At 46.4% G+C, this 23,268-nt stretch carries 24 protein-coding genes; 22 read left to right on the top strand and 2 right to left on the bottom strand.

What is annotated here, in order from left to right:
• Together N4J56_RS37565 and N4J56_RS37560 are read left to right on the top strand one after the other, a co-directional pair.
• Window positions 1–450: a cupin domain-containing protein gene (locus N4J56_RS37565; protein WP_317112027.1), complete on the top strand. Its 450-nt coding sequence runs from the start codon at window positions 1–3 to the stop codon at window positions 448–450.
• Between the two features lie 287 nt (window positions 451–737).
• Window positions 738–1,436, top strand: coding sequence for an alpha/beta hydrolase (locus N4J56_RS37560; protein ID WP_317112025.1), 699 nt, complete (start codon window positions 738–740; stop codon window positions 1,434–1,436).
• An 82-nt stretch (window positions 1,437–1,518) separates the two neighbouring features.
• On the opposite strand, the gene N4J56_RS37555 is transcribed toward N4J56_RS37560, so the two are convergent.
• Window positions 1,519–2,300 (bottom strand): IS5 family transposase gene (locus N4J56_RS37555; RefSeq protein WP_317106049.1). Its coding sequence is split into 2 segments (ribosomal slippage): window positions 1,519–1,967 and window positions 1,967–2,300, totalling 783 coding nucleotides; the frame shifts between segments, so codons are not numbered across the junction.
• A gap of 88 nt (window positions 2,301–2,388) precedes the next feature.
• Here N4J56_RS37555 and N4J56_RS37550 point away from each other — a divergent pair.
• The 6 genes from N4J56_RS37550 (at window position 2,389) to N4J56_RS37525 (ending at window position 5,165) form a co-directional block, all read left to right on the top strand.
• Complete coding sequence (locus N4J56_RS37550; protein WP_317112447.1) at window positions 2,389–2,532, top strand: zinc-binding dehydrogenase; 144 nt, start codon at window positions 2,389–2,391, stop codon at window positions 2,530–2,532.
• Window positions 2,533–2,561: 29 nt separating this feature from the next.
• The gene (locus tag N4J56_RS37545; RefSeq protein ID WP_317112023.1) at window positions 2,562–3,221 is read left to right on the top strand and encodes an SDR family oxidoreductase; all 660 of its coding nucleotides are present in this window, start codon (window positions 2,562–2,564) and stop codon (window positions 3,219–3,221) included.
• Window positions 3,205–3,534, top strand: a complete 330-nt coding sequence (locus N4J56_RS37540) for a helix-turn-helix domain-containing protein (RefSeq protein WP_317112021.1) — start codon at window positions 3,205–3,207, stop codon at window positions 3,532–3,534. The genes N4J56_RS37545 and N4J56_RS37540 overlap by 17 nt, the downstream gene beginning before the upstream one ends.
• Before the next feature lie 177 nt (window positions 3,535–3,711).
• Entirely contained in the window at window positions 3,712–4,236 is a 525-nt protein-coding gene (locus N4J56_RS37535; RefSeq protein WP_317112445.1) for an IS630 family transposase, read from the top strand.
• Between the two features lie 57 nt (window positions 4,237–4,293).
• Window positions 4,294–4,425 (top strand): SDR family oxidoreductase, encoded by a 132-nt coding sequence (locus N4J56_RS37530; RefSeq protein WP_317112019.1) that lies wholly within the window; start codon window positions 4,294–4,296, stop codon window positions 4,423–4,425.
• Window positions 4,426–4,445: 20 nt separating this feature from the next.
• Complete coding sequence (locus N4J56_RS37525; RefSeq protein WP_317112017.1) at window positions 4,446–5,165, top strand: alternative oxidase; 720 nt, start codon at window positions 4,446–4,448, stop codon at window positions 5,163–5,165.
• On the opposite strand, the gene N4J56_RS37520 is transcribed toward N4J56_RS37525, so the two are convergent.
• A complete protein-coding gene (locus tag N4J56_RS37520) occupies window positions 5,140–6,408 on the bottom strand; it encodes an IS701 family transposase (RefSeq protein ID WP_317104593.1) in 1,269 nt (422 codons plus the stop codon). The genes N4J56_RS37525 and N4J56_RS37520 overlap by 26 nt on opposite strands.
• Before the next feature lie 174 nt (window positions 6,409–6,582).
• Between N4J56_RS37520 and N4J56_RS37515 the strand changes: the two genes are divergently transcribed.
• The 14 genes from N4J56_RS37515 (at window position 6,583) to N4J56_RS37450 (ending at window position 23,265) form a co-directional block, all read left to right on the top strand.
• Window positions 6,583–7,062 carry a transposase gene (locus N4J56_RS37515; protein ID WP_317112015.1) on the top strand — a complete coding sequence of 160 codons (480 nt, stop codon included), beginning with the start codon at window positions 6,583–6,585 and terminating at the stop codon, window positions 7,060–7,062.
• A gap of 166 nt (window positions 7,063–7,228) precedes the next feature.
• Window positions 7,229–7,390, top strand: a complete 162-nt coding sequence (locus N4J56_RS37510; protein ID WP_317112013.1) for a hypothetical protein — start codon at window positions 7,229–7,231, stop codon at window positions 7,388–7,390.
• 327 nt (window positions 7,391–7,717) lie between these two features.
• Complete coding sequence (locus tag N4J56_RS37505) at window positions 7,718–8,986, top strand: IS701 family transposase (protein WP_317104593.1); 1,269 nt, start codon at window positions 7,718–7,720, stop codon at window positions 8,984–8,986.
• Between the two features lie 59 nt (window positions 8,987–9,045).
• A complete protein-coding gene (locus N4J56_RS37500; protein WP_317112012.1) occupies window positions 9,046–10,665 on the top strand; it encodes a DDE-type integrase/transposase/recombinase in 1,620 nt (539 codons plus the stop codon).
• 35 nt (window positions 10,666–10,700) lie between these two features.
• Window positions 10,701–11,842, top strand: a protein-coding gene (locus tag N4J56_RS37495) for an IS3 family transposase (protein ID WP_317107289.1) whose coding sequence is annotated in 2 segments (ribosomal slippage) — window positions 10,701–10,962 and window positions 10,962–11,842 — 1,143 coding nt in all. Because the reading frame shifts where the segments join, the coding sequence is not laid out codon by codon here.
• A gap of 59 nt (window positions 11,843–11,901) precedes the next feature.
• Window positions 11,902–12,363 (top strand): hypothetical protein, encoded by a 462-nt coding sequence (locus N4J56_RS37490; RefSeq protein WP_317112011.1) that lies wholly within the window; start codon window positions 11,902–11,904, stop codon window positions 12,361–12,363.
• Between the two features lie 68 nt (window positions 12,364–12,431).
• Window positions 12,432–12,740: a hypothetical protein gene (locus N4J56_RS37485; RefSeq protein ID WP_317112010.1), complete on the top strand. Its 309-nt coding sequence runs from the start codon at window positions 12,432–12,434 to the stop codon at window positions 12,738–12,740.
• A 48-nt stretch (window positions 12,741–12,788) separates the two neighbouring features.
• Complete coding sequence (locus N4J56_RS37480; RefSeq protein WP_317112008.1) at window positions 12,789–13,508, top strand: ATP-binding protein; 720 nt, start codon at window positions 12,789–12,791, stop codon at window positions 13,506–13,508.
• A 62-nt stretch (window positions 13,509–13,570) separates the two neighbouring features.
• Window positions 13,571–13,864 carry a hypothetical protein gene (locus N4J56_RS37475; RefSeq protein WP_317112006.1) on the top strand — a complete coding sequence of 98 codons (294 nt, stop codon included), beginning with the start codon at window positions 13,571–13,573 and terminating at the stop codon, window positions 13,862–13,864.
• Window positions 13,861–14,463, top strand: a complete 603-nt coding sequence (locus tag N4J56_RS37470) for a hypothetical protein (protein WP_317112004.1) — start codon at window positions 13,861–13,863, stop codon at window positions 14,461–14,463. Before N4J56_RS37475 ends, N4J56_RS37470 begins: the two co-directional genes overlap by 4 nt.
• A 511-nt stretch (window positions 14,464–14,974) precedes the next feature.
• On the top strand, window positions 14,975–15,496 hold the full coding sequence (locus tag N4J56_RS37465) for a hypothetical protein (protein ID WP_317112002.1): 522 nt from the start codon (window positions 14,975–14,977) through the stop codon (window positions 15,494–15,496).
• 434 nt (window positions 15,497–15,930) lie between these two features.
• Complete coding sequence (locus N4J56_RS37460) at window positions 15,931–21,819, top strand: AAA family ATPase (protein ID WP_317112000.1); 5,889 nt, start codon at window positions 15,931–15,933, stop codon at window positions 21,817–21,819.
• Window positions 21,820–21,827: 8 nt separating this feature from the next.
• On the top strand, window positions 21,828–22,457 hold the full coding sequence (locus tag N4J56_RS37455) for a response regulator transcription factor (RefSeq protein WP_317111998.1): 630 nt from the start codon (window positions 21,828–21,830) through the stop codon (window positions 22,455–22,457).
• A gap of 283 nt (window positions 22,458–22,740) precedes the next feature.
• A complete protein-coding gene (locus N4J56_RS37450; protein ID WP_317111996.1) occupies window positions 22,741–23,265 on the top strand; it encodes a 2,4'-dihydroxyacetophenone dioxygenase family protein in 525 nt (174 codons plus the stop codon).
• Window positions 23,266–23,268: the final 3 nt, after the last annotated feature.

Genomic DNA, 23,268 nt, shown 5'->3' with positions numbered 1-23,268 from the left:
ATGATCCAATCTTTTTGGTTTTTTGGTTCTTACCTCACCATCCTTGCCGATCGCACTACGACCGGAGGACAGTACGATCTAATTGAAGGTTACTTTCCACCTGGCTCCCAGAATCCTCCCCATCGCCACACGCGCTATTTGGAGCAACTCTATGTGCTGGAAGGAGAATTCACGATTTGGGCAGGTGAGAACAAGCTGGTACTCAGCACTGGTGAAAGCTTCCTAATTCCGGTTGGCACACCTCACGTCGTTGCCGCAATTGGCGATCGACCCGCTCATGGGTTGGTTGTTGCTGCGCCTAGTGCCTTTGCTCGATTGATTGCCGCAGTGGGAACGCAGAATAAGACAGAAATACCGGATATGGCGCTGTTCGATCGCGTTTCTGCTGAGATTGGCGACGAGATTTTGGGACCACCTGGAACCTTACCCTCCGCTGCTACAAAAACGTAGTAAATCCATTGCAGACAGCAAAGCCATTGAATAGAAAGCGATCGCCTTTTTAGGAGCTTGAACGCCGACAGGAGCCGCCATAACTAGATTCTCTTGCTGATGGCTTCAACGTGTATTTCTATCAATCAGCAATAAGGATTTGTGAGTCATGTTAATGTCAAAAACTTTTGTATCAAATCAACAATTCATTAATGCTTGAAGTTGCGTTCAATTCATCGATCGCCAATCATCAAAAACCAGGCTTTTCGGGTTCCGTAGATTAGCAATCAACTCAAGGAGTAATCTCTATGTCCAAAATCAAACCTTCGATCGTTCTGGTTCATGGTAGCTGGGCTGACGGTACATCATGGCAACACGTCATTCCGCTGTTGTTACAAGATGGCTATACCGTAACCGCTGTGCAAAATCCGCTGACTTCTCTGCCAGATGATATTGCTACAACCAAGCGGGCGATCGATGCCCAGCCAGGACCTGTTGTTGCAGTCGGTCACTCCTATGGTGGAGCCGTAATCACAGGCGCGGCGGTTGGCAGCCCGCATGTGAAAGCCTTGGTTTATATCGCGGGTTGGGTATTAGCACCAGACGACAGCATTAGCCAGTTAATTGGCAAATACCCGCCCCCTCCACTTGTCACAGCAATTGTCCCAGATGCAGGAGGCTTCCTTTACATCGATCGCGAGAAGTTTCACGAGGTCTTTGCTCATGACGTATCGACAGCCGAAGCGCAGGTGCTGGCAGTGGCACAAAAGCCTGCCGCTAGCATCACGTTTGAGCAATCGGTGGAAAGCGCAGCTTGGCAGACCATTCCCTCATGGTATCTCTTAGCTCAGGAAGACCGAGCCATTAACCCTGAGCTTCAGCGATTCATGGCAAGCCGAATCGGTGCCAAAATAACTGAGCTTCAAGCAAGCCATATGTCCTATATCTCTTGTTCCAGAGAGGTTGCCAATTTGATTATTAAAGCAGCAAGCTCTGCTGTGGAGTAATTTGATCGCCACACAATCGTGGCGTATACATTGTGGTGCAATCCAGTGCTAAGCAACTGAGAGCTGATTTATAAAGTAAAAATCAAGCAGCTAGTCGTCTCAGCATCAGCCGTACCATAGCAGCGTAGACCATAGATTCACTTATTTCCGGTAGGAGTTCATAATCCTTACTTAGTCGTCGATAGCGTCCTAGCCAGCCAAAAGTTCGTTCAACTACCCATCTTCTGGGCAAAACTTCAAACCCATCTGTAATCCGCTTAACTATTTCTACTTCTGCACCGCAGACTACCATTACAGCTTGTGCAAAATTCTCTCCACTGTAGCCACTATCTGCCCAAATTAGCTCTAAAGACTTAGAGTTATAGCACTCTTCTAGCAATGCCACTATTGCTCCTAATCGTTCTGAAGCATTAGCTTCGGTGATTACTACACCCATTAGTAGTCCTTGAGGATCTACTACGACATGGCGTTTGCGACCTTTAACTAGCTTGCCGCCATCAAAGCCGGATACTTCCCCTTTTTTTCCGTCGTTTTTACGGACTGGCTATCCACAATTGCAGCAGTAGCTTGATGAGATTTGCCCAGCTTCATCCGTACTTGTTCACGTAAGGCAAGATTTATCTGCTGCCAAATTCCTCGTTTTTGCCAACGCCGAAAGTAATAATAAACCGTTGAATAGGGTGGGAAGTCATGTGGTAGCATCTCCCAAGCACAGCCAGTTTTCAGCAAATAAAAGATGGCATTTACTACCTCACGCATATCCACAGTACGTGGATGTCCTCCTGGTCTTACAGGTGGAATTAATGGTTCAATGATTTGCCATTCTCGATCGGTTAAATCACTTTTGTAAGCTTTTCTACTCATGAGGCAATGCTTTGGGCTACTGTCTTGTCATAGTAAAAGCCTCTTGCCTCCATTCTCGCTGCTTTCAACTTTTCTTTATAAATGACCTCTGAAGCAAATTGCCGAACTAATTGATGCCAGAAAAGTGCAGACGTTTGTGGAAGTCGTTCTGCCCTCACAGGCAGCGCGACAAGCACAAGAGCGAATTCAAACTGGACGTACACAAGGAAAGATTGTTTTGCAAGTTGCTTAGGACAATCTTCAATTATCGCTTTGGAGGGAATGATGCTACTTCAAGATCAACAGGTTGTCATTATTGGAGCAAGTTCTGGAATGGGACTTGCCACAGCAAAAGCGGCGGCTGAAGCAGGCGCAAAAGTAACATTAGCCGCACGAAAGCAAGATAGGCTAGAACGAGCCGCGATTGGAATCGGACAGGGATCGCAAGCGATCGTTGCCGACATTAGCGACGAACAGGCAATCAAATCGCTGTTTGCCCAAGTTGGAAGTGTAGATCATTTAGTCACGACGGCTGCCGACTTGACGTTCGCACTGATCGAGCAACTCAGTAGTGATGATGCTCAAAGAATTGTCACCAGCAAGATTCTCGGACCATTCTACGCGGTCAAACATGCTGTGCCTCGGTTGAGCAGGACGGGTTCAATCACTTTTTTTTCGGGTTTTTCAGCCTGGAAACCCGTTCCTAATACTGCGTTGATTGCGGCGGTTGATGGCGCACTGGCTGCTTTTTGTCGCTCACTCGCAATCGAGCTTGCACCCATTCGCGTCAATGTCATGGCACCTGGCGTTGTTGAAACTCCCATGTGGCAAGGTGTGCCGGAAGAACAGCGGAAAGCGTTTCTTATACCATTTTACTTTAAGTATGCTACAGATAGTAAAAGGTATCAGCTCAAGGTAACGTGTTATGTCTGGCGTTGTTAAAATTGACATCACCGAATCTGTTGAAGTGCTGAAAACGTTATTAGCAGCACAAAAAACAGCTTTTGGGAAGGAAAGAGTACAGGCGTTATATCTGCTGAAGACAAAGCAGGTTGAGACAGTACAACATCTGGCAACAATTCTAGGACGTAATCGAGTTACAGTTCAACGCTGGTTACGCTCCTACCGTAATGGTGGACTGTCTCAATTACTGTCTCAATACAAAAGTCAAGGAAGACCAAAGTTGATTTCACGCCTATGCAATAGCAACGTTAAAAGAAGAATTGAAAGACCCAGAAGGATTTTCTGGTTATAAAGAGGTACAGTTATGGTTACTAGCTGTATTAGGAGTTGAAGCAAATTATCACGTCGTTCACCGTTTAGTGCGTTACCAGCTAAACGCGAAATTGAAATCATCACGACCACGTAGTAGCGAGCAGAACCCAGAAGAACTCAACGACTTTAAAAAAAACTACCAGACCATTTACAGTCAATAGTTGCATCTTTACGAAGTCAAGGAATAGAAGAAAAGCAACTACGGTATTGGTGTCAAGATGAATCTCGTTTTGGACTAAAAACTATTGAGCATCGACTCTTAACAGGTTTTGGTGTTAAACCAATCGGAATCGGACAATGGAGACGGGAGAATTACTACGTCTACGGCGTAGTTGAGCCGACAACAGGTTGTCGCTTTTTTTACGAATTTTCTCACTTGGATACCACCTGCTTTCAAGCTTTTTTAGACTTATTTTCTCAGACTTATGCCAAAGATTTTCACATTCTACAACTTGACAACGGTTCTTTTCACAAAGCGATTGATTTAATCGTACCAGACAATATTATCTTATTATTCCAACCCTCACACTGTCCAGAACTTAACCCAATTGAAAGACTGTGGCAGTACATCAAGAGTTTTTTAGGCTGGCAGTTGTTCAATAATCTAGATGAGTTGAGAGAGAAAGTTCGGCAGATCCTAAATTCTTTCACGCCAGAAATCATTGTAAGCTTAACAGGCTGAAATTATATTCTCCATGCTTTATCTGTAGCTGAAATTTAATAAAATGGTATTACAACCGTGAGTGAACAGCTCCCCGTTGGCAGAATTGGGTCACTAGCAAATATGGCAAATGCAGCGCTTTATCTGATGCAGAATAGCTTCATTACAGGAACCGTCCTGCATGTGGATGGAGGACATCAACTCGTTTAATTAATTTGGAGGAATACAAGATGAAAGTTTTAATTCGAGCGATCGTAAGTTTTTTCGTTTTCGTTGTGGATGTTGTGTACAGCAATCGTTCCTATGCTCGGTTTTATGTACTAGAAACGATCGCCCGTGTCCCTTACTTTTCCTATCTATCTGTGCTGCACTTGTACGAAACGCTGGGTTACTGGCGCAAAGCAGATTGGTTGAAAGTTCACTTTGCTGAAACCTGGAATGAACTGCATCATCTATTAATCATGGAATCGCTCGGCGGCAATCGACTGTGGATCGATCGCTTTGTTGCGGATGCGGAACACATTGCAGTTGCATACTATTGGATTGTCGTGCCGCTCTACATGGCGTTACCTAAGTATGCCTATTACTTGATGGAACTGATCGAGAATCATGCTTATCACACCTACGATGGCTACTTGAACGAGCATGGAGCAGAACTGAAAGCGCAACCTGCTCCCCAAGTTGCGATCGACTACTACCGAGATGGCGATTTGTATATGTTTGAAGAAGTTCAGACCACACCAGATTCTACCTTTCGCCGTCCTCATGTCGATACTCTCTATGACGTATTTGTGAATATTCGTGATGATGAATGTGAACACGTAAAAACGATGGTGGCACTTCAGCAACCGGATGCGCGACTCACTTTCAAAAGTCCTCATACTCTAGTAAAAGTGGTTGCAACTAGTGGGACTTTAAAACTTTCTAAGCCCAAATATAGCCGAACTTAGCTCTGTGAGAGGCAAATACATCAACATGCTCATTAAGCCAGCGGACCAAACGAAACTCGACTGCGGTGCGGAATGCCTCCAATGCTTCGGCAAAGGTTTGTAAGGGTTTGGTTGCCCAACGTCTGCGGAATCCGCCGGTCAACTGATGCCAAAGGATGAAGGTGTAAGCGATGAACACTAAAACCCAATGACGCTTCATACTCAGAGCATCCCGAACTTGATACTCACTCAAACCCAACCAGCCCTTGGCTTCTCGATAGAAGACCTCCACCCAGTTGCGAGCAGAATATGTTTGAGCTACCCAAGCCGCACTGACTTGGTTGTCAGAGGCATTGGTGAGAAAGTAATCCACCTCCGTCGCTTGCTCGAAACTAGAGGCATTGAGTTGAATCGCCAGCCAGCGAGTGCCTTCGAGCTTCGGAACGTGAACTGGTAACAGCGCCACCCAAACTGTCCGGGGCTGCTCCAGATTGAGTTGCACAGGTGTGAACTGCTCCACTGCCAAGGTTTGAGCAATAGCTTCTAATCCCTGCTTACGAGCAGACTCATCACCTGATGTTTGAGCAGTAACTTGGCGGTTTTTGGCGATTGCTGCCACGTAAGTTAGGTTTCTCGACTCCAACTGCTTGAGAAAAGGCGTGTTATTACCGTAGCCTGCATCAATTACAGTCACACCCGGTCGATAACCGCGCTTCAAGCATTGGTCAACCAAGTCTAGAGCCAGGTCAGGTTTTTTCTGGAAGTTGGGGTCTGCCTTGCCTTGCTCGAATAAACTTGCGTGTTGATAGAGTGCAACATCTAACGGCAGACGTCGCACTCCATCATACAAGTAGGTAGTCAGCAGCACAATACCATTGTCAGTCTTGCCAATCTCCCCAATGTACTGCCGTCCTACCCCATCAGTAGCCGCACCACTTTTGCGATGTCCCGAATCATCTACAATCAATGTGAAACCTTGACTCGGGGTCGTCTGGCGACACTGGTGCATCACCTCCAACCGCCGATTATTTAGCTTGACTTCATCCCAAGGGGCATTGTTGAGAAAATGTCTGAGGCTGTTGTAGGAGCCATCTACTGTATTTGTGACCAGTTGGCTCAGGTTTTTGCGCTGACTCTCACCCAGCAGTCCCCCTAGATAAACACGAAATTCCTGCCGCTGCTTCTGACGCGAAAATACATCATCAAACCGACGACACCAGTTCTCAAAGCACTGCGGCATCGCTGCTGGTACTTGATCTTTCACCTTACGTTGCTCCTGTCGAGACTGACGTAAAACGCAACTCCTACCCGCATTCTAGCTCAATTTGCTCCATCTTTCTTACAAAGTCCCACTAGCACAAATGACACAAATTGATTTCAGTGACTAAACGCGGTCGCATTTGTCAAAGTAATCGTAATTCGAGCGGAGGGTAAAGAAATGACGCTCACAGCTACAAAACCAACCACTCAAGTTGAAACGCTTGCCAAACTCTACCTAGAAAGCAAGCCAGCCGAGATTTCCGATCGCACGATCGCACAGCTCTGTGATTGGCTCATGGAAGAATTTCATCAATTACCGCTGAATCTGCAATTCTCAGACTACATGCGCTACGCAGATGCCGAAGAAATGTTTGCCGATATTGAGCGAGGGCAACTTTGGGTCGCTGCGGATAGCTATGATTCTGCAATTTATCCCAACCCGATCTACGGCTTTATTTTTCAAGCAATGCACGACTACGACCACTACCTGAGCGATACAGATTTTAGCTTAAAAGGAGAAATCGCAGCTTATAATTTCACTGCAAAACGAGTCCCCAGCTTAGAGATTCAAAAGATACTTTACTCTGAAATTGTCTTGCGATCGGCAGCCTATCTCTATCTTGGACACGCAGCAGCCCCCAAGATTGTCTTTCCATAATGCTCAACTCCAATGCACGAATGTCCTTGCTGTTTTTACCCGCTATTGCGGCATTTTCAACACCACAAACTCTACTGGTTTTGCTCACATTGTTGGGCAGAGATGCTCATTCTGTCTGAAGCAACCCACTACACCAAAGCGTAATACACACAAACCGGAGAAAATTATGAAAACATTACTCAAACGATCGGCATTACTCCTCGGTCTATTCACCATTGTTTCGGCTCATTTTGCTTTACCTGCTGCTGCGGACTCAACGGCTGATTTGATCATGACGCTGAAATACCCGAACGATTACACTGTAAATGTCTGGAAGCGATACGGTTGAGGCGAACTGCTCTATCGTGGCGGTGGATTGCTGGGTGATTTGAGTTTGGGCAAGGGCACGAGCAACAGTACAGGAGCGGCTCAAGTGTACAAATTCAAGAATGGCAGCTACGAATACCAAGCACTGGGAGGGCGCAGGGATCGCCAAGGGCAAGGCTCGTTGACGGTATTCAAAAACGGTCGCTCGATCCTCAGTTAAGCCTGCACACGAGAAGGATAAACGGCATTGTCAACAATTAGTGGGACTTTGTAAGAAAGATGGAGCAAATTGAGCTAGAATGCGGGTAGGAGTTGCGTTTTACGTCAGTCTCGACAGGAGCAACGTAAGGTGAAAGATCAAGTACCAGCAGCGATGCCGCAGTGCTTTGAGAACTGGTGTCGTCGGTTTGATGATGTATTTTCGCGTCAGAAGCAGCGGCAGGAATTTCGTGTTTATCTAGGGGGACTGCTGGGTGAGAGTCAGCGCAAAAACCTGAGCCAACTGGTCACAAATACAGTAGATGGCTCCTACAACAGCCTCAGACATTTTCTCAACAATGCCCCTTGGGATGAAGTCAAGCTAAATAATCGGCGGTTGGAGGTGATGCACCAGTGTCGCCAGACGACCCCGAGTCAAGGTTTCACATTGATTGTAGATGATTCGGGACATCGCAAAAGTGGTGCGGCTACTGATGGGGTAGGACGGCAGTACATTGGGGAGATTGGCAAGACTGACAATGGTATTGTGCTGCTGACTACCTACTTGTATGATGGAGTGCGACGTCTGCCGTTAGATGTTGCACTCTATCAACACGCAAGTTTATTCGAGCAAGGCAAGGCAGACCCCAACTTCCAGAAAAAACCTGACCTGGCTCTAGACTTGGTTGACCAATGCTTGAAGCGCGGTTATCGACCGGGTGTGACTGTAATTGATGCAGGCTACGGTAATAACACGCCTTTTCTCAAGCAGTTGGAGTCGAGAAACCTAACTTACGTGGCAGCAATCGCCAAAAACCGCCAAGTTACTGCTCAAACATCAGGTGATGAGTCTGCTCGTAAGCAGGGATTAGAAGCTATTGCTCAAACCTTGGCAGTGGAGCAGTTCACACCTGTGCAACTCAATCTGGAGCAGCCCCGGACAGTTTGGGTGGCGCTGTTACCAGTTCACGTTCCGAAGCTCGAAGGCACTCGCTGGCTGGCGATTCAACTCAATGCCTCTAGTTTCGAGCAAGCGACGGAGGTGGATTACTTTCTCACCAATGCCTCTGACAACCAAGTCAGTGCGGCTTGGGTAGCTCAAACATATTCTGCTCGCAACTGGGTGGAGGTCTTCTATCGAGAAGCCAAGGGCTGGTTGGGTTTGAGTGAGTATCAAGTTCGGGATGCTCTGAGTATGAAGCGTCATTGGGTTTTAGTGTTCATCGCTTACACCTTCATCCTTTGGCATCAGTTGACCGGCGGATTCCGCAGACGTTGGGCAACCAAACCCTTACAAACCTTTGCCGAAGCATTGGAGGCATTCCGCACCGCAGTCGAGTTTCGTTTGGTCCGCTGGCTTAATGAGCATGTTGATGTATTTGCCTCTCACAGAGCTAAGTTCGGCTATATTTGGGCTTAGAAAGTTTTAAAGTCCCATTAGGAGAACAACGATCGGATTGATCGCACTTCAACGTCGATATGAGGATGCTTAACGATTGTCATAGAACGAATGCACAGCGTTGGTATTCCGCTTCTGAATTGTCCGGACTTCCTGGAATGCCCTCTGCTCCCCATAATGTCACACGTAAAGCTAAACTCGAAGGCTGGAAATCACGCTCACGTCAAGGACGAGGGGGTGGCAACGAGTATGCTCACAACAGTCTGCCTGCACTTACCCAAGCGGCGTTGAACGAAAGTAACACTCAGATTGAACTGGTTGCTCAGGCAGCAATACATCAACCTGAATCCAGACCGAAGCTTAGAACGACAATCAACGATCGCACAGATGCTTGGTTAGTAATCCTAAGACTATATGAGACTGAGATTAACCCTGCCCATTTCAAAACCAAGTTGGAGCGAGATGTTGCATTCGTTGATGCTTACAATCAACAACAATTAGAATTACCCGATTGGGTTTATGCGGTTCTGCCCAAGCTCTCACGTAGTTCGCTCAAAGCCAAGCAGAAACTACGCCGCACTGCCGATCGGATTACAGCATTGGGCGGCAAGTATGGGCATCGGCGCGGCAGGGGCAGAATTGATGCAGACTATGACCTTCAAGCTGCAATTAAAACCTGCCTTGTCGCAGGCGGAAAACATTGGGGCGCAAGCCAAATCTATGAAATCTTACAGCTTGAGTTTGGATTAGATCCCAATCAGGTTTCACTCGGTCAATTGCGCGATTGGTTACGACGATTTCGGTTGGGACATCCGCAGGAGTGGGCATTGTATCTGACTCCAGATCGCACCAAAGGGTTAGTCAGTCCAGCCTTTGGATCGAGATCGCAGTCCGTATTTTATCCGAATCACGTCTGGGAACTTGACTCGATGCGGGTGGATATCAATTGCAAGACGGAAGTTGCTGAAACTGTACAACTGACTCGCGCCTTTGTGATTGCTTGTATCGATGTCTTTACGCGGCGTGTGATGCTGTACGCTACCAAACACTCCGATACGGAAGCAGTTTGCTTGCTGATTGCGACTGCGATTCTCAAGTGGGGCGTTCCTGACCACATTCGCACAGATCACGGCAAAGAATATCTCAGTCGCCGGGTGCAACGCTTTCTCTCCAACTTAGGAGTGGAAACCGAAGATTTACGCTGCTTGCCTGGACATCCTGAGCAAAAGCCGTTTGTCGAACGCTTCAATCGCACCTTTCAGCATCGTGATTTAGTCAAAAATCCTTTCTTCGTGGGTCACAATGTCAGCGATCGCCAAACCTTACGATCGTCAGAGAATCGTCCTGCGATTGAACTAGCAATGTCGATCGACGAATTTCAGCAATGGTGCGATCTCTGGTGCGTCGAATATGAGCAGCGATCGCATGGACGACCCGGCATTGGATTGGAAGGTAAATCTCCGCTCGAAGTGCTGTCAGAAGCAATGGGTCAAGATTGGATACAGCGCACAATTCAAAATCCGCGTGAACTCGACTTCCTGATGATGGCAGCACCTGGGAAATCGGGAATGCGAAAAGTCGGACGACAAGGGATTTCGGTCGGAGGACGGCTTTATGTTGCAGCAGAGCTTGCGACTTGGATTGGTCGAAGTGTTTATGTTTGCTTTGAAGTGGTCCCCAAAAACTGGACAGGGGGTTAAGCTCTGAACCACTCAAAAGATGACAAGAGTAGTTCATGAGTAACAAACGCAAGCAGTACAGCCCACAATTTAAAGCCAAAGTCGCACTAGAAGCTATTCGAGGTGAGAAAACCGTTTCAGAATTGGCAAGCCAGCACGAAGTGCATCCAACCATGATTAACAACTGGAAGCGGCAGTTGTTAGAGGAAGCTAGTACGCTATTTGAGAAGGGTAGTGAGGCAAATAAAGTTGAGGAGAGCCAACAAGCCCAAATAGACGAGTTGTATCGGCAGATTGGGCAGTTGAAGGTAGAACGGGATTTTTTAGCCAACAGGTCAGCACGGTTGGGGTTGAAGAACGAAAAGCCTTGGTAGTGACTGACCATCCACAACTAAGCATCGTCCGACAATGCCAACTATTGAGAATTGCTCGTTCAAGCTATTACTATCAGCCACAAGAAATCTCAGATGAGGAATTGATGCTGTTGCGTTTATTGGATGAGCAATACTTAAAAACCCCTTTTTATGGGAGTCGAAAATTGACGGTGTATTTGCGTTCACTGGGCTACGAAATTAATCGCAAACGAGTAATTCGCCTGATGCGTCAATTAGGATTACAAATAGTTTATCCGAGAAAACGCACAACTATTTCCCATCCAGCTCATCAAATCTATCCGTATTTGCTAAGAGGATTAGCGGTAGAGACAGCCAATCAAGTTTGGTGTACGGACATTACTTATTTGCCTGTGAGGAAAGGACATTTTTATTTGGTAGCAATCATGGACTGGTACTCTCGAAAAGTGCTGTCATGGAGGATTAGCAACACGATGGAGGTAGATTTTTGTCTGGATGCTTTATCAGAAGCCTTATCTATCTATGGAAAACCAAACATCTTTAATAGCGACCAAGGTAGTCAATTTACCTCAACTGACTTTACTCAATGCTTGAAACAAGTCAATGTCAAAATTAGTATGGATGGTAGAGGAAGATGTCATGACAATATCTTTATTGAACGTTTATGGCGCTCGCTCAAATATGAATTGATTTACTTACTAGATTTTGATGATGGGAAACATTTAAGATTTGAGGTCAACAAATGGTTTAAATGGTATAATGAACAGAGATTTCATCAAGCATTAGATTATCAAACTCCTAATACTGTTTATTGGAAAAGTTTGAAATCGCTTGAACTTGCTTGATGGAGCGAGTGTCGATCCTTGGGTTAGAGCTTAACTCTCCCCTCAAACTGTCTAACCATTTGGATCCACTTCACTTTAATCCACGGGAGCCGCGCACTGTTTATCTTTACACCTGTGCTGAACTTAGTCAATTCATCTGCTGTGCAGTTTGGCGGGAAGCCAATGACGTGGATTTAGCTCAGATTGCGAGTCGAGCGAGACATTTGTATGAAATCCTGTTGCGGTCGATCGACCAAGTTCGCAAACGCGGAAAAGCACTGCTCCGCAAGTTAGCTGCCGATCCCTACTTCCTCATTGGTCAGACAGCAGAAGCACTAGAGCAGACAATCAACACTCAACTCCACAATTATCCTGCGATTCAAGCAGTAACGGCTGCGATTGCGGCGGCTGACTCTACCGCAGACAGAGAACCACCGACGATCGATCTCGAAGCCTACCATCAAGAACTCAAACGATTGGAAACGAATCTCAACAGCAAGCGATCCAACAGGAGCAGCAGCGATCGTTACGCTATCAGCTAGAACAATGGATCGAGCGGTGGCAACAGCAGCAACCTTGCCCAGAATTAGAACCGAGTGAATTAGAAACTGTGAAACAACAGTTCAGTTCGACTAAAGGGAAAGGCTTTCTGGCTGCGGTGACAGCTTCTCCACTTGAAGAGCAACGGTTTTGGGATTGGCTCAATGGGAGAACGATCTCAACAAGCGCAATTATCGATCGCCGATCCTTGCTCGAAGCTGCAATCAAGCAATGGCGCAACAATCAAGACACCGCCTTTGAAGATAAACAAACTCTTCTCGATTATATTCACGAACTTGAAGGATTGGGGATTGTGAAAGCCTACACCAATTCCGTAGAAGAGTACCAGTTTCAAGTTTGGCTCAGTGCATCAGGGTGAAAGTTTAGAGTTGTTCGTCACAATTAAACATCATTTCAAATGAGAACTATGCGCTACAAAATTGTCACTACGAAAAACATTGTCAGCTTGTCGAGCGGCTTTCAGGAATCACACAAACGTGAAGCTGGAATTCCGAGAATGGGCTTGATTTATGCACCGACAGGTTTTGGTAAAACGACTGCTGCCGCTTGGCTCGTCAATCGCGAAAACGGGCTCTATGTGCGAGCCATTTCGCTCTGGTCGCCTTCGACAATGCTGATGGCAATTCTGGTAGAGTTGTCGATCGCACCGCCACGATTCCCAGCTCAGATGTTGCAAGGAATCGTGGATCAATTGAAGCTGAGCCAGCGTCCGTTGTTTATCGATGAAGCCGACTATCTGTTTCATAACTCCCGCATGATCGATGCCGTGCGAGATATTCATGATTTAACTAGACTTCCAGTGTGGCTGATTGGGTCACAAAAACTCGAAAAACAGCTTGCCCGACGCAAAATTATTGCCGGACGCATCTCACAGTGGGTCAATTTCTTGCCGTGCGATCTCGAAGATACCCAAAAGATTGCTCAAGAACTGTGTCTAATTGAAGTGCAAGCGGATTTGCTCGAACAATTGCACAAAGCAGCAAAAGGTAGTATTCGTCTAATCACGGTTGGACTCAGCCGGATTGAAGCTTTTGCACGCATTCAGAAATGGGACAGCATCAATGCCACACAATGGTCAGGACTGCCTTTTTTCTTCGCTCGGCAAGTGGACTATCAAGACGATTAAGGCGCGCTAAGCGCAGAGCGCTTCTCCGAAGGAACCAAATTATTCTTGCCCATTACAACATCATGAATACCGAACGTCAAACGTCGATCGATCGATCCTCGATCAGTGTGTTTCTATGCACGCAATTGCCGCGCGAGATTCCAACCTGGATCGCGATCGAGAAGCGTGTTGTTGAGCCTGGATACTGGGGGCAATTCGATTGGAACGACAAATACATTCAGGCTCTATTCGATGCATGTGGTGAATGGCTCACCGTTCTGCCGATTTATCTTGCATCACTTGGATTTGAAGGCGTTGAAGCAGTCGAGTGGAGAACGATTAATGAACATGATTCATCGCCGGGGTCGCAACCATGAGCAGCCCGATCGCTTCCGACTCAGAGTCGTCAGATGCGTTTTATCGGCAACCCTGCTGGCTCGATATCTGGCTTGACCAATGCAGTACCACTCAACTGGAGTTTTGGAGTCAATTCGATGAGTCTGATGCTTTGTTTCTATTATCGCTCCTGGAGCAAGCAGGATTTGTGACTCGTCTTGGCGATCGTACTCCGCCGCGTTTTCGTGCCCATCCGACTTACTACCAAAATCTCAGATTTTATCGCGTTGACTTAAAGCCGCCAGTTAGGGGTGCGAAAACGGTAAAACGATGTCAGAACACGCTGCATTTTCGGAATACCGTAGGGCGAATGTGGACGAGTATGCGAATTTTACAGACGTTTAGCATTGGTCAACTGCAAGCTTGCACCGACACGGGCAATGAGCCAGCCCAACGAATCGTGTCCCAACTTTATCGATTCAACTATCTGCGACTGCAACAGCAGTACCATCCTTGTTTTGCAGGCAATGAAGATGTCTACTGCCTGGTTCGCAATACCGGAGCGAAAGCGCCATTACTGTTTGCAAGTGGCATTCTTTACGATCCGAACACGCACCAAATTCATCAAGCAAGAGGATAAGCACTGAACGAGTTAGCAAGCTGTCAATCGAAAAAGGATTGGCATCTGCAACGCATGGCTTCATCGATCAAATCACGATCGATGAAGCCATGCCCTGCTGTTTATCTGTTGCTTCCAACGCAACCAGCGGCTATGTTTAAGATAACAAATAAGATAGAGAAAGATAGGGTTGAGGATAGTCTTAAGAACGAACAGATAGACTTCGAGATAGAGTTCGGGCAACTTTGTTGTGATGTTTCAATACTCTGCGTTGGGAAAGCCTGATGGCATCAGGCGTTGAGTCGAAAACCATGAAATCATAGAGTGCCAAAATTATTTCACACCGAGCGAGGAATCAAGCTTTTCAACATCTGGAGCCAAGTTTGAGCAGAGTAGGGTGCAATGACAGAGAAGTGATGAAGTCATTGCTATAACTGCCTTGTAGAGATTAGAGCTTGAGGCTTACAAACAAGCTAAAGATAGGGTTTGATACAGAGCGAGATCCAGAATTGTTCCGATCCCTACAGCCATCTTGAAGATAGCCCAAATTCATGCCGAGCGCGCCCAATCCCTGCTAGATGGCTGGGAAGCAACCCATGAATGTGATGACGAACCGATTTTAACCGAAGATATACTGGCTCCACTACTGCGTCAAACAATGACGTTAGATTTAGATGCATTGCTAGAGCCACCACCACTATACCCGCGCTCCTCCCACTCAAATTCTCAATCGGTTGCAGGTGTGGTAGATAAAGCAGCTGTGTTGAATGCATTGGATGAAATGGCAGCCGATCACTTGGATGAAGATCCAGGACTAGTAGCACACGCGGAAGATATCTCTGTTTGGCCAAGGGCGATCGCCGAGTATTTTAACAGCAGACAGGTACAAAACCTACCAATGGTCGAGTTGGTACAGAATGTACAATATCCAGCCCCACAGCAACCGGAATCTGGATCGCAATTGGTCAAGACTTGGATGGCATTGTTGTTGGGGGGATTTAGGCTAGAGCAGCAAGAATTCTACAATGCGGATAGTATTGAGGTTTGGTACTAATAATCCTGTTACGATTGTCGAAATCGATTTAAATTGGGATCTCAAACCCTTCGCGATCGAAGATACAATTTTATTTCACTTATCTTGCATTTCACATATCTGGCAAAGCATGCCACACTTTTAATAGACAGAGGATTTTATCACTTTAGATTTTGGCTACAATTAATTGAACGAAAAGTTGATTTTATTACTCGGTTTCAACGCGATAAGCAGCGTGCTCTAGACAAGAACCGCCGTTTTCATGAATCGTGCCCTCATTGGAGAAAATGTAGCGGTGCAGAATCCTGCCTCACTCCAAATCATAGAGGTTGAACCGTTGAGCAGAGCCAGCAGTAAACAAATTTGCCCAATTGTTTTATTTTTGGGAATTTGGCAAACGACACGAACAATATACTTTATGATACAAGTGATGACACTCATCGGCAGAGAGTTGTATGATTGCCCTACCTGGAGTTGCCATCCACAGCAAAATCTATGAGAGTGCGGCATCTCTAGTGTATCGCGGCATCAGAGAGCAAGACGGGCAGGCGATCGTTGTCAAACTGCTCAAGCAAGATTACCCCTCTCCCCAGGAATTAACCTGCTATAGACAGGAATATGAAATTACGCGCTTCCTGAATCTTCCAGGAGTTGTCAAGGCATACAGCCAACAAAACTATCAACGCACGAGCGCAATTCTTTTAGAAGATTTTGGTGGAGAATCTATCGAAAGGTGGATGCAGCAGCGTCCAGAAAGATTCTGCCCTATGCCCTTAGCCAATTTCTTTCGATTAGCCATTGACATTACAGAGATTCTGGGCAGAATTCATCACGCTGAGATCGTACACAAAGATATCAATCCTGGCAATATTGTCTTCAATTTAGATACGGGCGTGGTTAAAATTATTGATTTTGGGATTGCCACCCGCTTCAGCCGCACCAATCCAACGTTTAAAAGTCTCCATCTTCTGGAAGGAACCCTTGCTTATCTGTCGCCGGAGCAAACCGGACGCATGAACCGGATGCTCGACTACCGCAGCGATTTTTACTCGCTAGGCGCAACATTCTACGAACTTTTGACCGGACAGTTGCCGTTTCCCGCTACAGACATTTTAGAACTAGTTCATTGTCATATTGCCAAACAGCCTGTTCCCCCACACGAACTAAATTCAAAAATTCCCAAACCTGTTTCCGATCTTATTTTGAAATTGATGGCGAAAAATGCCGAGGATCGCTATGGGAGTGCCTGGGGCATTAAAGCAGATTTAGAACGCTGCGATCGGCAACTAGCAGAAATTGGTCAAATTAACTCCTTCCAATTAGGTCTGCAAGATGTTTCCGAGCAGTTTCAAATTCCCCAAAAACTGTATGGACGAGAAGGAGAGATTGAAGCATTATTAGCGGCGTTTGACAGAATAGCCGCAAGGGGAAATGAAGCAAATTCTCCACAATTCCACGTCGAAATGATGCTGGTTTCTGGTTACGCGGGAGTAGGCAAATCAGCGTTGGTGCAGGAACTCTACAAACCCATCACGGCAAAGCACGGCTATTTCATCTGGGGTAAGTTTGACCAATTTAGGCGCAATATTCCCTACAGCGCGATCGCCGATGCCCTAAAAAAACTAGTGCAGCAACTACTGGGGGAACCAGATGAGCAAATACAACAGTGGCGATCGCGTCTGCTCTCAGCTTTAGGAAGCAATGGGCAAATCATCATTGATGTCATTCCTGAAGTTGAATTAATTATTGGCAAACAGCCACCCGTACCCTCTGTTGGAGCAACTGAAGCTCAAAATCGCTTCAATCTAACGTTTCAAAATTTTGTGCGGGTGTTTTGTTCAAAAGAACATCCCCTGGTCATCTTCCTAGACGATTTACAATGGTTCGACTCCGCGACACTGAAGTTAATCGAGTTAATATTACTCGACGAGCAAACCCAATATCTATTTTTGATTGGAGCCTACCGAGATAATGAAGTGCATCCAACGCATCCACTAGTATTGACGCTCTTAGAATTGCGAAAACAAGGGGTAGTGCTTCAGGAGATAATTCTGACACCCTTAACGCTAGAGCCGTTGAGTCAATTGATTGCCGAGACGCTACACCAAAATATTGACACCGTTCGTGATTTAGCCCAATTAGTGTTACGTAAAACCGAGGGCAACCCTTTCTTCTCATGTGAATTTTTGCGAATGCTGTATAGCGAAAATCTATTAACCTTTGATGCGAAAAAATTAAGCTGGCAGTGGGATATAGCCCAGATTGAAGCCCAAGACATTACCGATAATGTGGTGGAGTTGCTGCTGAGCGAATTGAAGAGATTGCCAGAAGAAACACGGCAAATTCTCCGCTTAGCTGCTTGTGTTGGAGCTGAATTTAATTTAGAGACGTTAGCGATCGCTTGTGAAAAATCGCCGAAAATAATTTCTCTAGATTTACTAGCTGCAATACATGCTGGATTAATTCAACCTCTATCTGAATTAGACGAAAACTTGTTAGTTCAAGACTATAAGTTTTTGCATGATCGCGTGCAGCAAGCAGCCTACGCCTTAATTGATGAGTCGCACAAACAAGTGGTTCATCTGCAAATCGGTCGCAATTTGCTTGAAAAGACATCGCCAGAGCAGCGAGCAGAGCGGTTGTTTGAAATTGTGGATCATCTGAATTTTGGAACCGAGTTAATCATTGAGCAATTTGAACGGAATGAGATTGCCAAACTGAATTTGCAAGCAGGTCAGAAAGCGCTGGCAGCGACGGCTTATGAAGCCGCTTTCAAGTATTTCAATATAGGACTTAAACTCCTTGATGGGGAAAGTTGGCAGCGTGAGTATGACCTAACTTTGGTGTTGCATTCAGAGGCAGCAGAGGCAGCATACCTCAGTGGTCGCTTTGACGAAATGGAGCGGCTTGTAGAAGCAGTGCTCAACCGTGCGAAGACAGTGCTAGACACCGTGAAAGTTTACGATAGCAGGATTCAAGCATGGATGTCGTGGGGAGAGCCTAAAGAAGCCCTTAAAACTGGCTTGGAAGTGCTGCAACTCTTAGGAATTAGTTTAGTGGAAGCTCCAAGTCAGTTAGATGTTCAAGCGGGATTAGAGGAAACCGCTTCACGATTGGCTGGGCGGGAAGTCGAAGATTTGATTGATTTGCCAGAGATGACTGAACCTGTGCCACTGGCAGCAATCTACATTTTAGTAGGCATATATAGTCCGGCTTTTATTTCGACACCCGCTCTGATGGTGCTGATTATATGCAAGATAGTGAATTTATCGATCGCCCATGGAAACGCTATCTGGTCGCTGCTTGGTTATGTTGGCTATGGCATGATCCTATGTGGCGTTGAACAAGACTTTGAACTGGGCTATCGATTTGGCAAATTATCCTTAAATTTAGCGAAACGATCGAATAACAAGAGAGGTAATTGCAAAGCATTGATGATGGTGAGTATCCATATCATTCTCTGGAAAGACCACCTTAAAGAAACCTTCCCTGGTTTAGCTGAGGGTTATCAAAGCGGTATAGAAAGTGGAGAGTTTGAATCTGCGGGTTATTGTGCATTAAACGTATGTTATAACTCCTTTTTTGCAGGACACGAACTGACAGAACTGGAACAACAAACAGCGATTTATCGTAAAGCCACCCATCAAATTAGACGAGAGATTCCTGCCACCTACCTGGCAATGTTGCAACAAACAATCATTAACCTGCGAGGTCAATCTGAAAACCCAAGTCGCTTAGTGGGTTGTATCTATGACGAAGAGCAAGCACTGTCATTGGCGATCGCGGTCAAGGATGGAACTGGCCTTCACTTCTTTTACTCAAATAAGCTGATTTTATGCTACCTGTTCGGGGAGTATGAGCAAGCTGCAAAAACGGCTACTTTGGCAGAACCGTATTTAAGCGCAGCCACATCATTATTCTCTGTAGCTCTATTTCATTTCTATGACTCCCTAATCGTTCTGAGCTTGTGGGCAAATGCTTCAAGCTCTGAAAAAGCACCCTGGTTGAATCGCGTTAATGCCAACCAAGAAAAGATGCAAAAATGGGCAGAACACGCCCCAATGAATTTTTTGCACAAATACCATTTAGTCAAGGCAGAGAAAGCGCGAGTCTTAGGGCAATTTCTTGAGGCTGAAGAGTTTTATGAACAAGCGATCGCAGGTGCTGCTGAACATGAGTTTATTCAGGAAGAAGCATTAGCTTATGAATTAGCAGCTAAACATTATCTGGCGCGAGGTCGAGAAAAGATTGCCCAGACTTACATGAAAGAGGCGCACTATTGCTACGATCGCTGGGGCGCAATAGCTAAAGTTAAAGATTTAGAAAAACGCTATCCACAACTGCTCAACACCAACCTGGTTCGACAATTGAATCCAATCGTGACCGATGAAACGATCTGTCATCCAACTGCGGCGATCGATCTGGCTGCGGTGATGAAAGCGGCTCAAGCCCTTTCAGAAATAATCCATCTCGATCAATTGATTGCCACGTTGATGCAAGTGGTGATAGAAAATGCCGGAGCCGAAACAGGCGCTCTGGTGCTCCTAGAAGACGATCGACTCACTGTGGTGGCTCAATGCAGTGGGAGTAGACAGTGCGACCTGGAAAAGATTGCTGTTGCTGGTTGTGCAGCGATTCCTATCTCCGTCATTCACACGGTAGTGCGCATTCAAGAAACTGTGGTGTTTGATGATGCAGTCAACAAATCGTCTTTTTTGACTGATCCTTACATTCAAAATCAACAGACGCGATCGCTCCTTTGTATGCCAATTCTCAAGCAAAGTCAACTGATTGGTATCCTTTATTTGGAAAACAATCTCAGTACCGGAGTGTTTACCAGCAATCGCTTACAAGTTCTCAACCTATTGATTGCTCAGGCAGCAATTTCACTAGAAAATGCTCGACTGTATCAGCAGTTAGAAAACTATGCCGAAACCCTGGAAAGGAAAGTAGAAGAGCGAACCCAAGCCTTACAGCAAGAGATCGCTGAGCGCAGACAAACTGAAGCCACATTGCAGCGCAGTGAAGCCAAGTTTCGCAACATTTTTGAAAACTCACAGGTCGGTATCTTCCGCGCTCGCCTCTCGGATGGATTAATTCTCGATGCGAATCAATGCTTTGCGAATCTATTTGGCTTCGATTCACCGGAAGAGGTGATTGGGATTCTGCATGGTGTTGACTGTTATGTAAGTCCCCGCGATCGCTCCTCAGCGATTGAATTACTCAACCGCGATGGTCAATTGCAGAACTTTGAAGTGCAGTTGCGAAGACGGTATGGCACATTGTTTTGGGCACTTTACTCGGCTCGTCCGAGTGTTGCCGATGAATGTGTGGAAGGCGTGATTGCGGACATTAGCGATCGCAAACAAGCAGAAGCAGCATTGCAAGCCTCTGAAGCAGAATTACGGGCGCTCCTTGCAGCCATTCCCGATCCGCTATCTATCTTCAATGCTGAAGGGCAATTGATCTGCACAATCAAAGGAAATCCATCCTATGGAGATGAGTGTACTGGCAAAACGCTGCATCAACTTTTTGCCAAAGAACAAGCCGATGAATTCCTGAATCACATTCAGCAGGTGCTGAGAACCCAACAAGTCCTCACCGTTGAATACAGCCAGTGGATCGCTGGACGAGAAATCTGGTTTTCGGCTCGCATTGCCCTGATTCAGCACGAACAGGTGATTTGGCTGGCGCGAGATATTACGCTGCAAAAGCAAGCGGAAGCAGCCTCAATTTTAGAAGAACGCAACCGCATGGCGCGTGAAATTCACGATACACTCGCTCAGGCGTTTACAGGCATTCTGGCTCAGGTAGGAGCTGCAAACCAGGTGCTAACAGACGATCTAGAAGCAACTGGGGCACATCTAGACCTGATCAAAGAATTGGCACGAACTGGACTGGTTGAAGCGCGGCGATCGGTCGTGGCGCTCCGTCCTCAGCTTTTAGAGTCGGGCAGTTTACAGAGCGCTCTACATCGCCTCGTCGCTCAACACAGAACTGCTGCAACGGATACCACTTTGTATTATGAGATCGAGGGTGCAGCGTATTCTCTACCTGCTGAAGTCGAGAGTAACCTACTGCGGATGGGGCAGGAAGCCTTAACCAATGCGATCAGACACGCCAATGCTGATGAAATTCGAGTGGAGCTAATCTACGATCACGATCGATTTTGTTTGCGCGTGAAAGATAATGGGCAGGGCTTTGGAGTTGGGAGTATTCAATCCTCTGATGGTTTTGGCTTATTAGGCATGAGCGAACGGGCAGAGCGCATCGGCGCACAACTAACGATTAGGAGTCAACCTGGGCGAGGAACAGAGATCGTTGTCACCGTCAGTCGGGAGTGAGTCACACGATGAGCAAAGCCACGACAATTCGGGTTCTGATTGCAGACGATCATGCCATTTTTCGGCAAGGATTAGCCACGATTATTAGCCGTGACCCAGATATGAGTGCGATTGCGCAAGCCGAAAATGGGTTCCAGGCGATCGCCTTATTTCGCCAACACCAACCAGATGTCACGCTGATGGATCTGCGAATGCCTGAAGTTGAAGGAGTTGAAGCGATTACTGCCATTCGCGCCCAATCTAAATCGGCTCGGATTATTGTCCTGACAACGTATGATAGTGACGAAGATATCTATCGGGGATTGCAGGCAGGAGCAAAAGGATACCTGTTGAAAGAAACTGAACCTGACGAGCTGCTGAATGCCATTCGTACCGTTCATCGGGGTCAGCAGTATATTCCGCCTGATGTGGGAGCAAAGTTGGTACAGCGCCTGAGCAATCCAGAATTGAGTGAAAGAGAACTGGCGGTACTCCGTTCAATGGCACAGGGGATGAGTAATGCCGATATTGCGGCTGCTTTGATTATCGGTGAAGGCACTGTTAAATCTCATGTGAATCGGATTTTGAATAAGTTAGATGTGAGCGATCGCACCCAAGCTGTGATTGTTGCGGTTAAACGCGGCATTGTTAATTTATAGGATGTACTTTCGATAGAATTGGGATTCTAACTTGAGTTAGAACCAGCCTTCTACTCCACGATGGAAGGGTTGCTCTATCAATTTATACTGTAAAAATTTTAACTTGCTATAGACGACGGCTTGAAGGCGATCGCCTATATTGAATCTATGCAAACAGTTATGCGATCGATGAACCCATGCAAGTCAATTGCAAGGTTAGACCGCTGTTCATCGTAGTACTACACATCGTTCAATGAAATTCGCCTTGAACGATTGACACGCAGCTAGTTTTTAGGAGGGACAAATGCCAATCACCGCTTTCAATAGTTTCACCGACGGTCTCGATCCTAATCGAAGGAGCCGCGAACACTTCATTACCAACACCAACTTGGAAGATGACCGCCTCTGGGTTCCTTATGCAGATGGTGTCTGGTTCCAGCCCTGCTGCTTCAACGTCACGTCTGGTGGATTCAGCGTAGTTCTGAAAGGTCTCCCCGGAGCCATGCTGGGCACTCATTACCACGTGGGCACTGTTCATGGCTATACGATGCGTGGTCATTGGCGATACCTAGAGTATGACTGGGTGGCAAAGCCCGGAACGTTTATTTACGAACCTGCCGGTGAGGCTCACACGCTGGTTATCACCGAGGACTCACCAGAGCCAGCGATAATTCTTTTCATAGTTGAGGGTGGCCTGATCTATCTAAACAAGTCGGTCGACGGCGGCTTTGCTGCCTACGAGGATGGTTTCACCGCACTTGAGCTGACTCGGAAGTACCATCGTGAGGCCGGTCTAGATGTACGCCAACTGGACTTGCTCGTGCGCTAATTG

Source organism: Chroococcidiopsis sp. SAG 2025 (genome assembly GCF_032860985.1).
Classification (GTDB): Bacteria; Cyanobacteriota; Cyanobacteriia; order Cyanobacteriales; family Chroococcidiopsidaceae; genus Chroococcidiopsis.
Note: the sequence above shows the minus strand (reverse complement) of the source record. Positions and strands in the feature narration are given on the sequence as shown.

Bases quoted from the DNA above. Each gene is read 5' to 3' on its own strand.
- N4J56_RS37510 (WP_317112013.1), top strand. From the start codon at position 7,229: ATGAAAACATTACTCAAACGATCGGCATTACTCCTCGGTCTATTCACC.
- N4J56_RS37545 (WP_317112023.1), top strand. From the start codon at position 2,562: ATGATGCTACTTCAAGATCAACAGGTTGTCATTATTGGAGCAAGTTCT.
- N4J56_RS37540 (WP_317112021.1), top strand. From the start codon at position 3,205: ATGTCTGGCGTTGTTAAAATTGACATCACCGAATCTGTTGAAGTGCTG.
- N4J56_RS37525 (WP_317112017.1), top strand. From the start codon at position 4,446: ATGAAAGTTTTAATTCGAGCGATCGTAAGTTTTTTCGTTTTCGTTGTG.
- N4J56_RS37460 (WP_317112000.1), top strand. From the start codon at position 15,931: ATGATTGCCCTACCTGGAGTTGCCATCCACAGCAAAATCTATGAGAGT.
- N4J56_RS37565 (WP_317112027.1), top strand. From the start codon at position 1: ATGATCCAATCTTTTTGGTTTTTTGGTTCTTACCTCACCATCCTTGCC.
- N4J56_RS37475 (WP_317112006.1), top strand. From the start codon at position 13,571: ATGAATACCGAACGTCAAACGTCGATCGATCGATCCTCGATCAGTGTG.
- N4J56_RS37515 (WP_317112015.1), top strand. From the start codon at position 6,583: ATGACGCTCACAGCTACAAAACCAACCACTCAAGTTGAAACGCTTGCC.
- N4J56_RS37450 (WP_317111996.1), top strand. From the start codon at position 22,741: ATGCCAATCACCGCTTTCAATAGTTTCACCGACGGTCTCGATCCTAAT.
- N4J56_RS37455 (WP_317111998.1), top strand. From the start codon at position 21,828: ATGAGCAAAGCCACGACAATTCGGGTTCTGATTGCAGACGATCATGCC.
- N4J56_RS37480 (WP_317112008.1), top strand. From the start codon at position 12,789: ATGCGCTACAAAATTGTCACTACGAAAAACATTGTCAGCTTGTCGAGC.
- N4J56_RS37500 (WP_317112012.1), top strand. From the start codon at position 9,046: ATGAGGATGCTTAACGATTGTCATAGAACGAATGCACAGCGTTGGTAT.
- N4J56_RS37560 (WP_317112025.1), top strand. From the start codon at position 738: ATGTCCAAAATCAAACCTTCGATCGTTCTGGTTCATGGTAGCTGGGCT.
- N4J56_RS37470 (WP_317112004.1), top strand. From the start codon at position 13,861: ATGAGCAGCCCGATCGCTTCCGACTCAGAGTCGTCAGATGCGTTTTAT.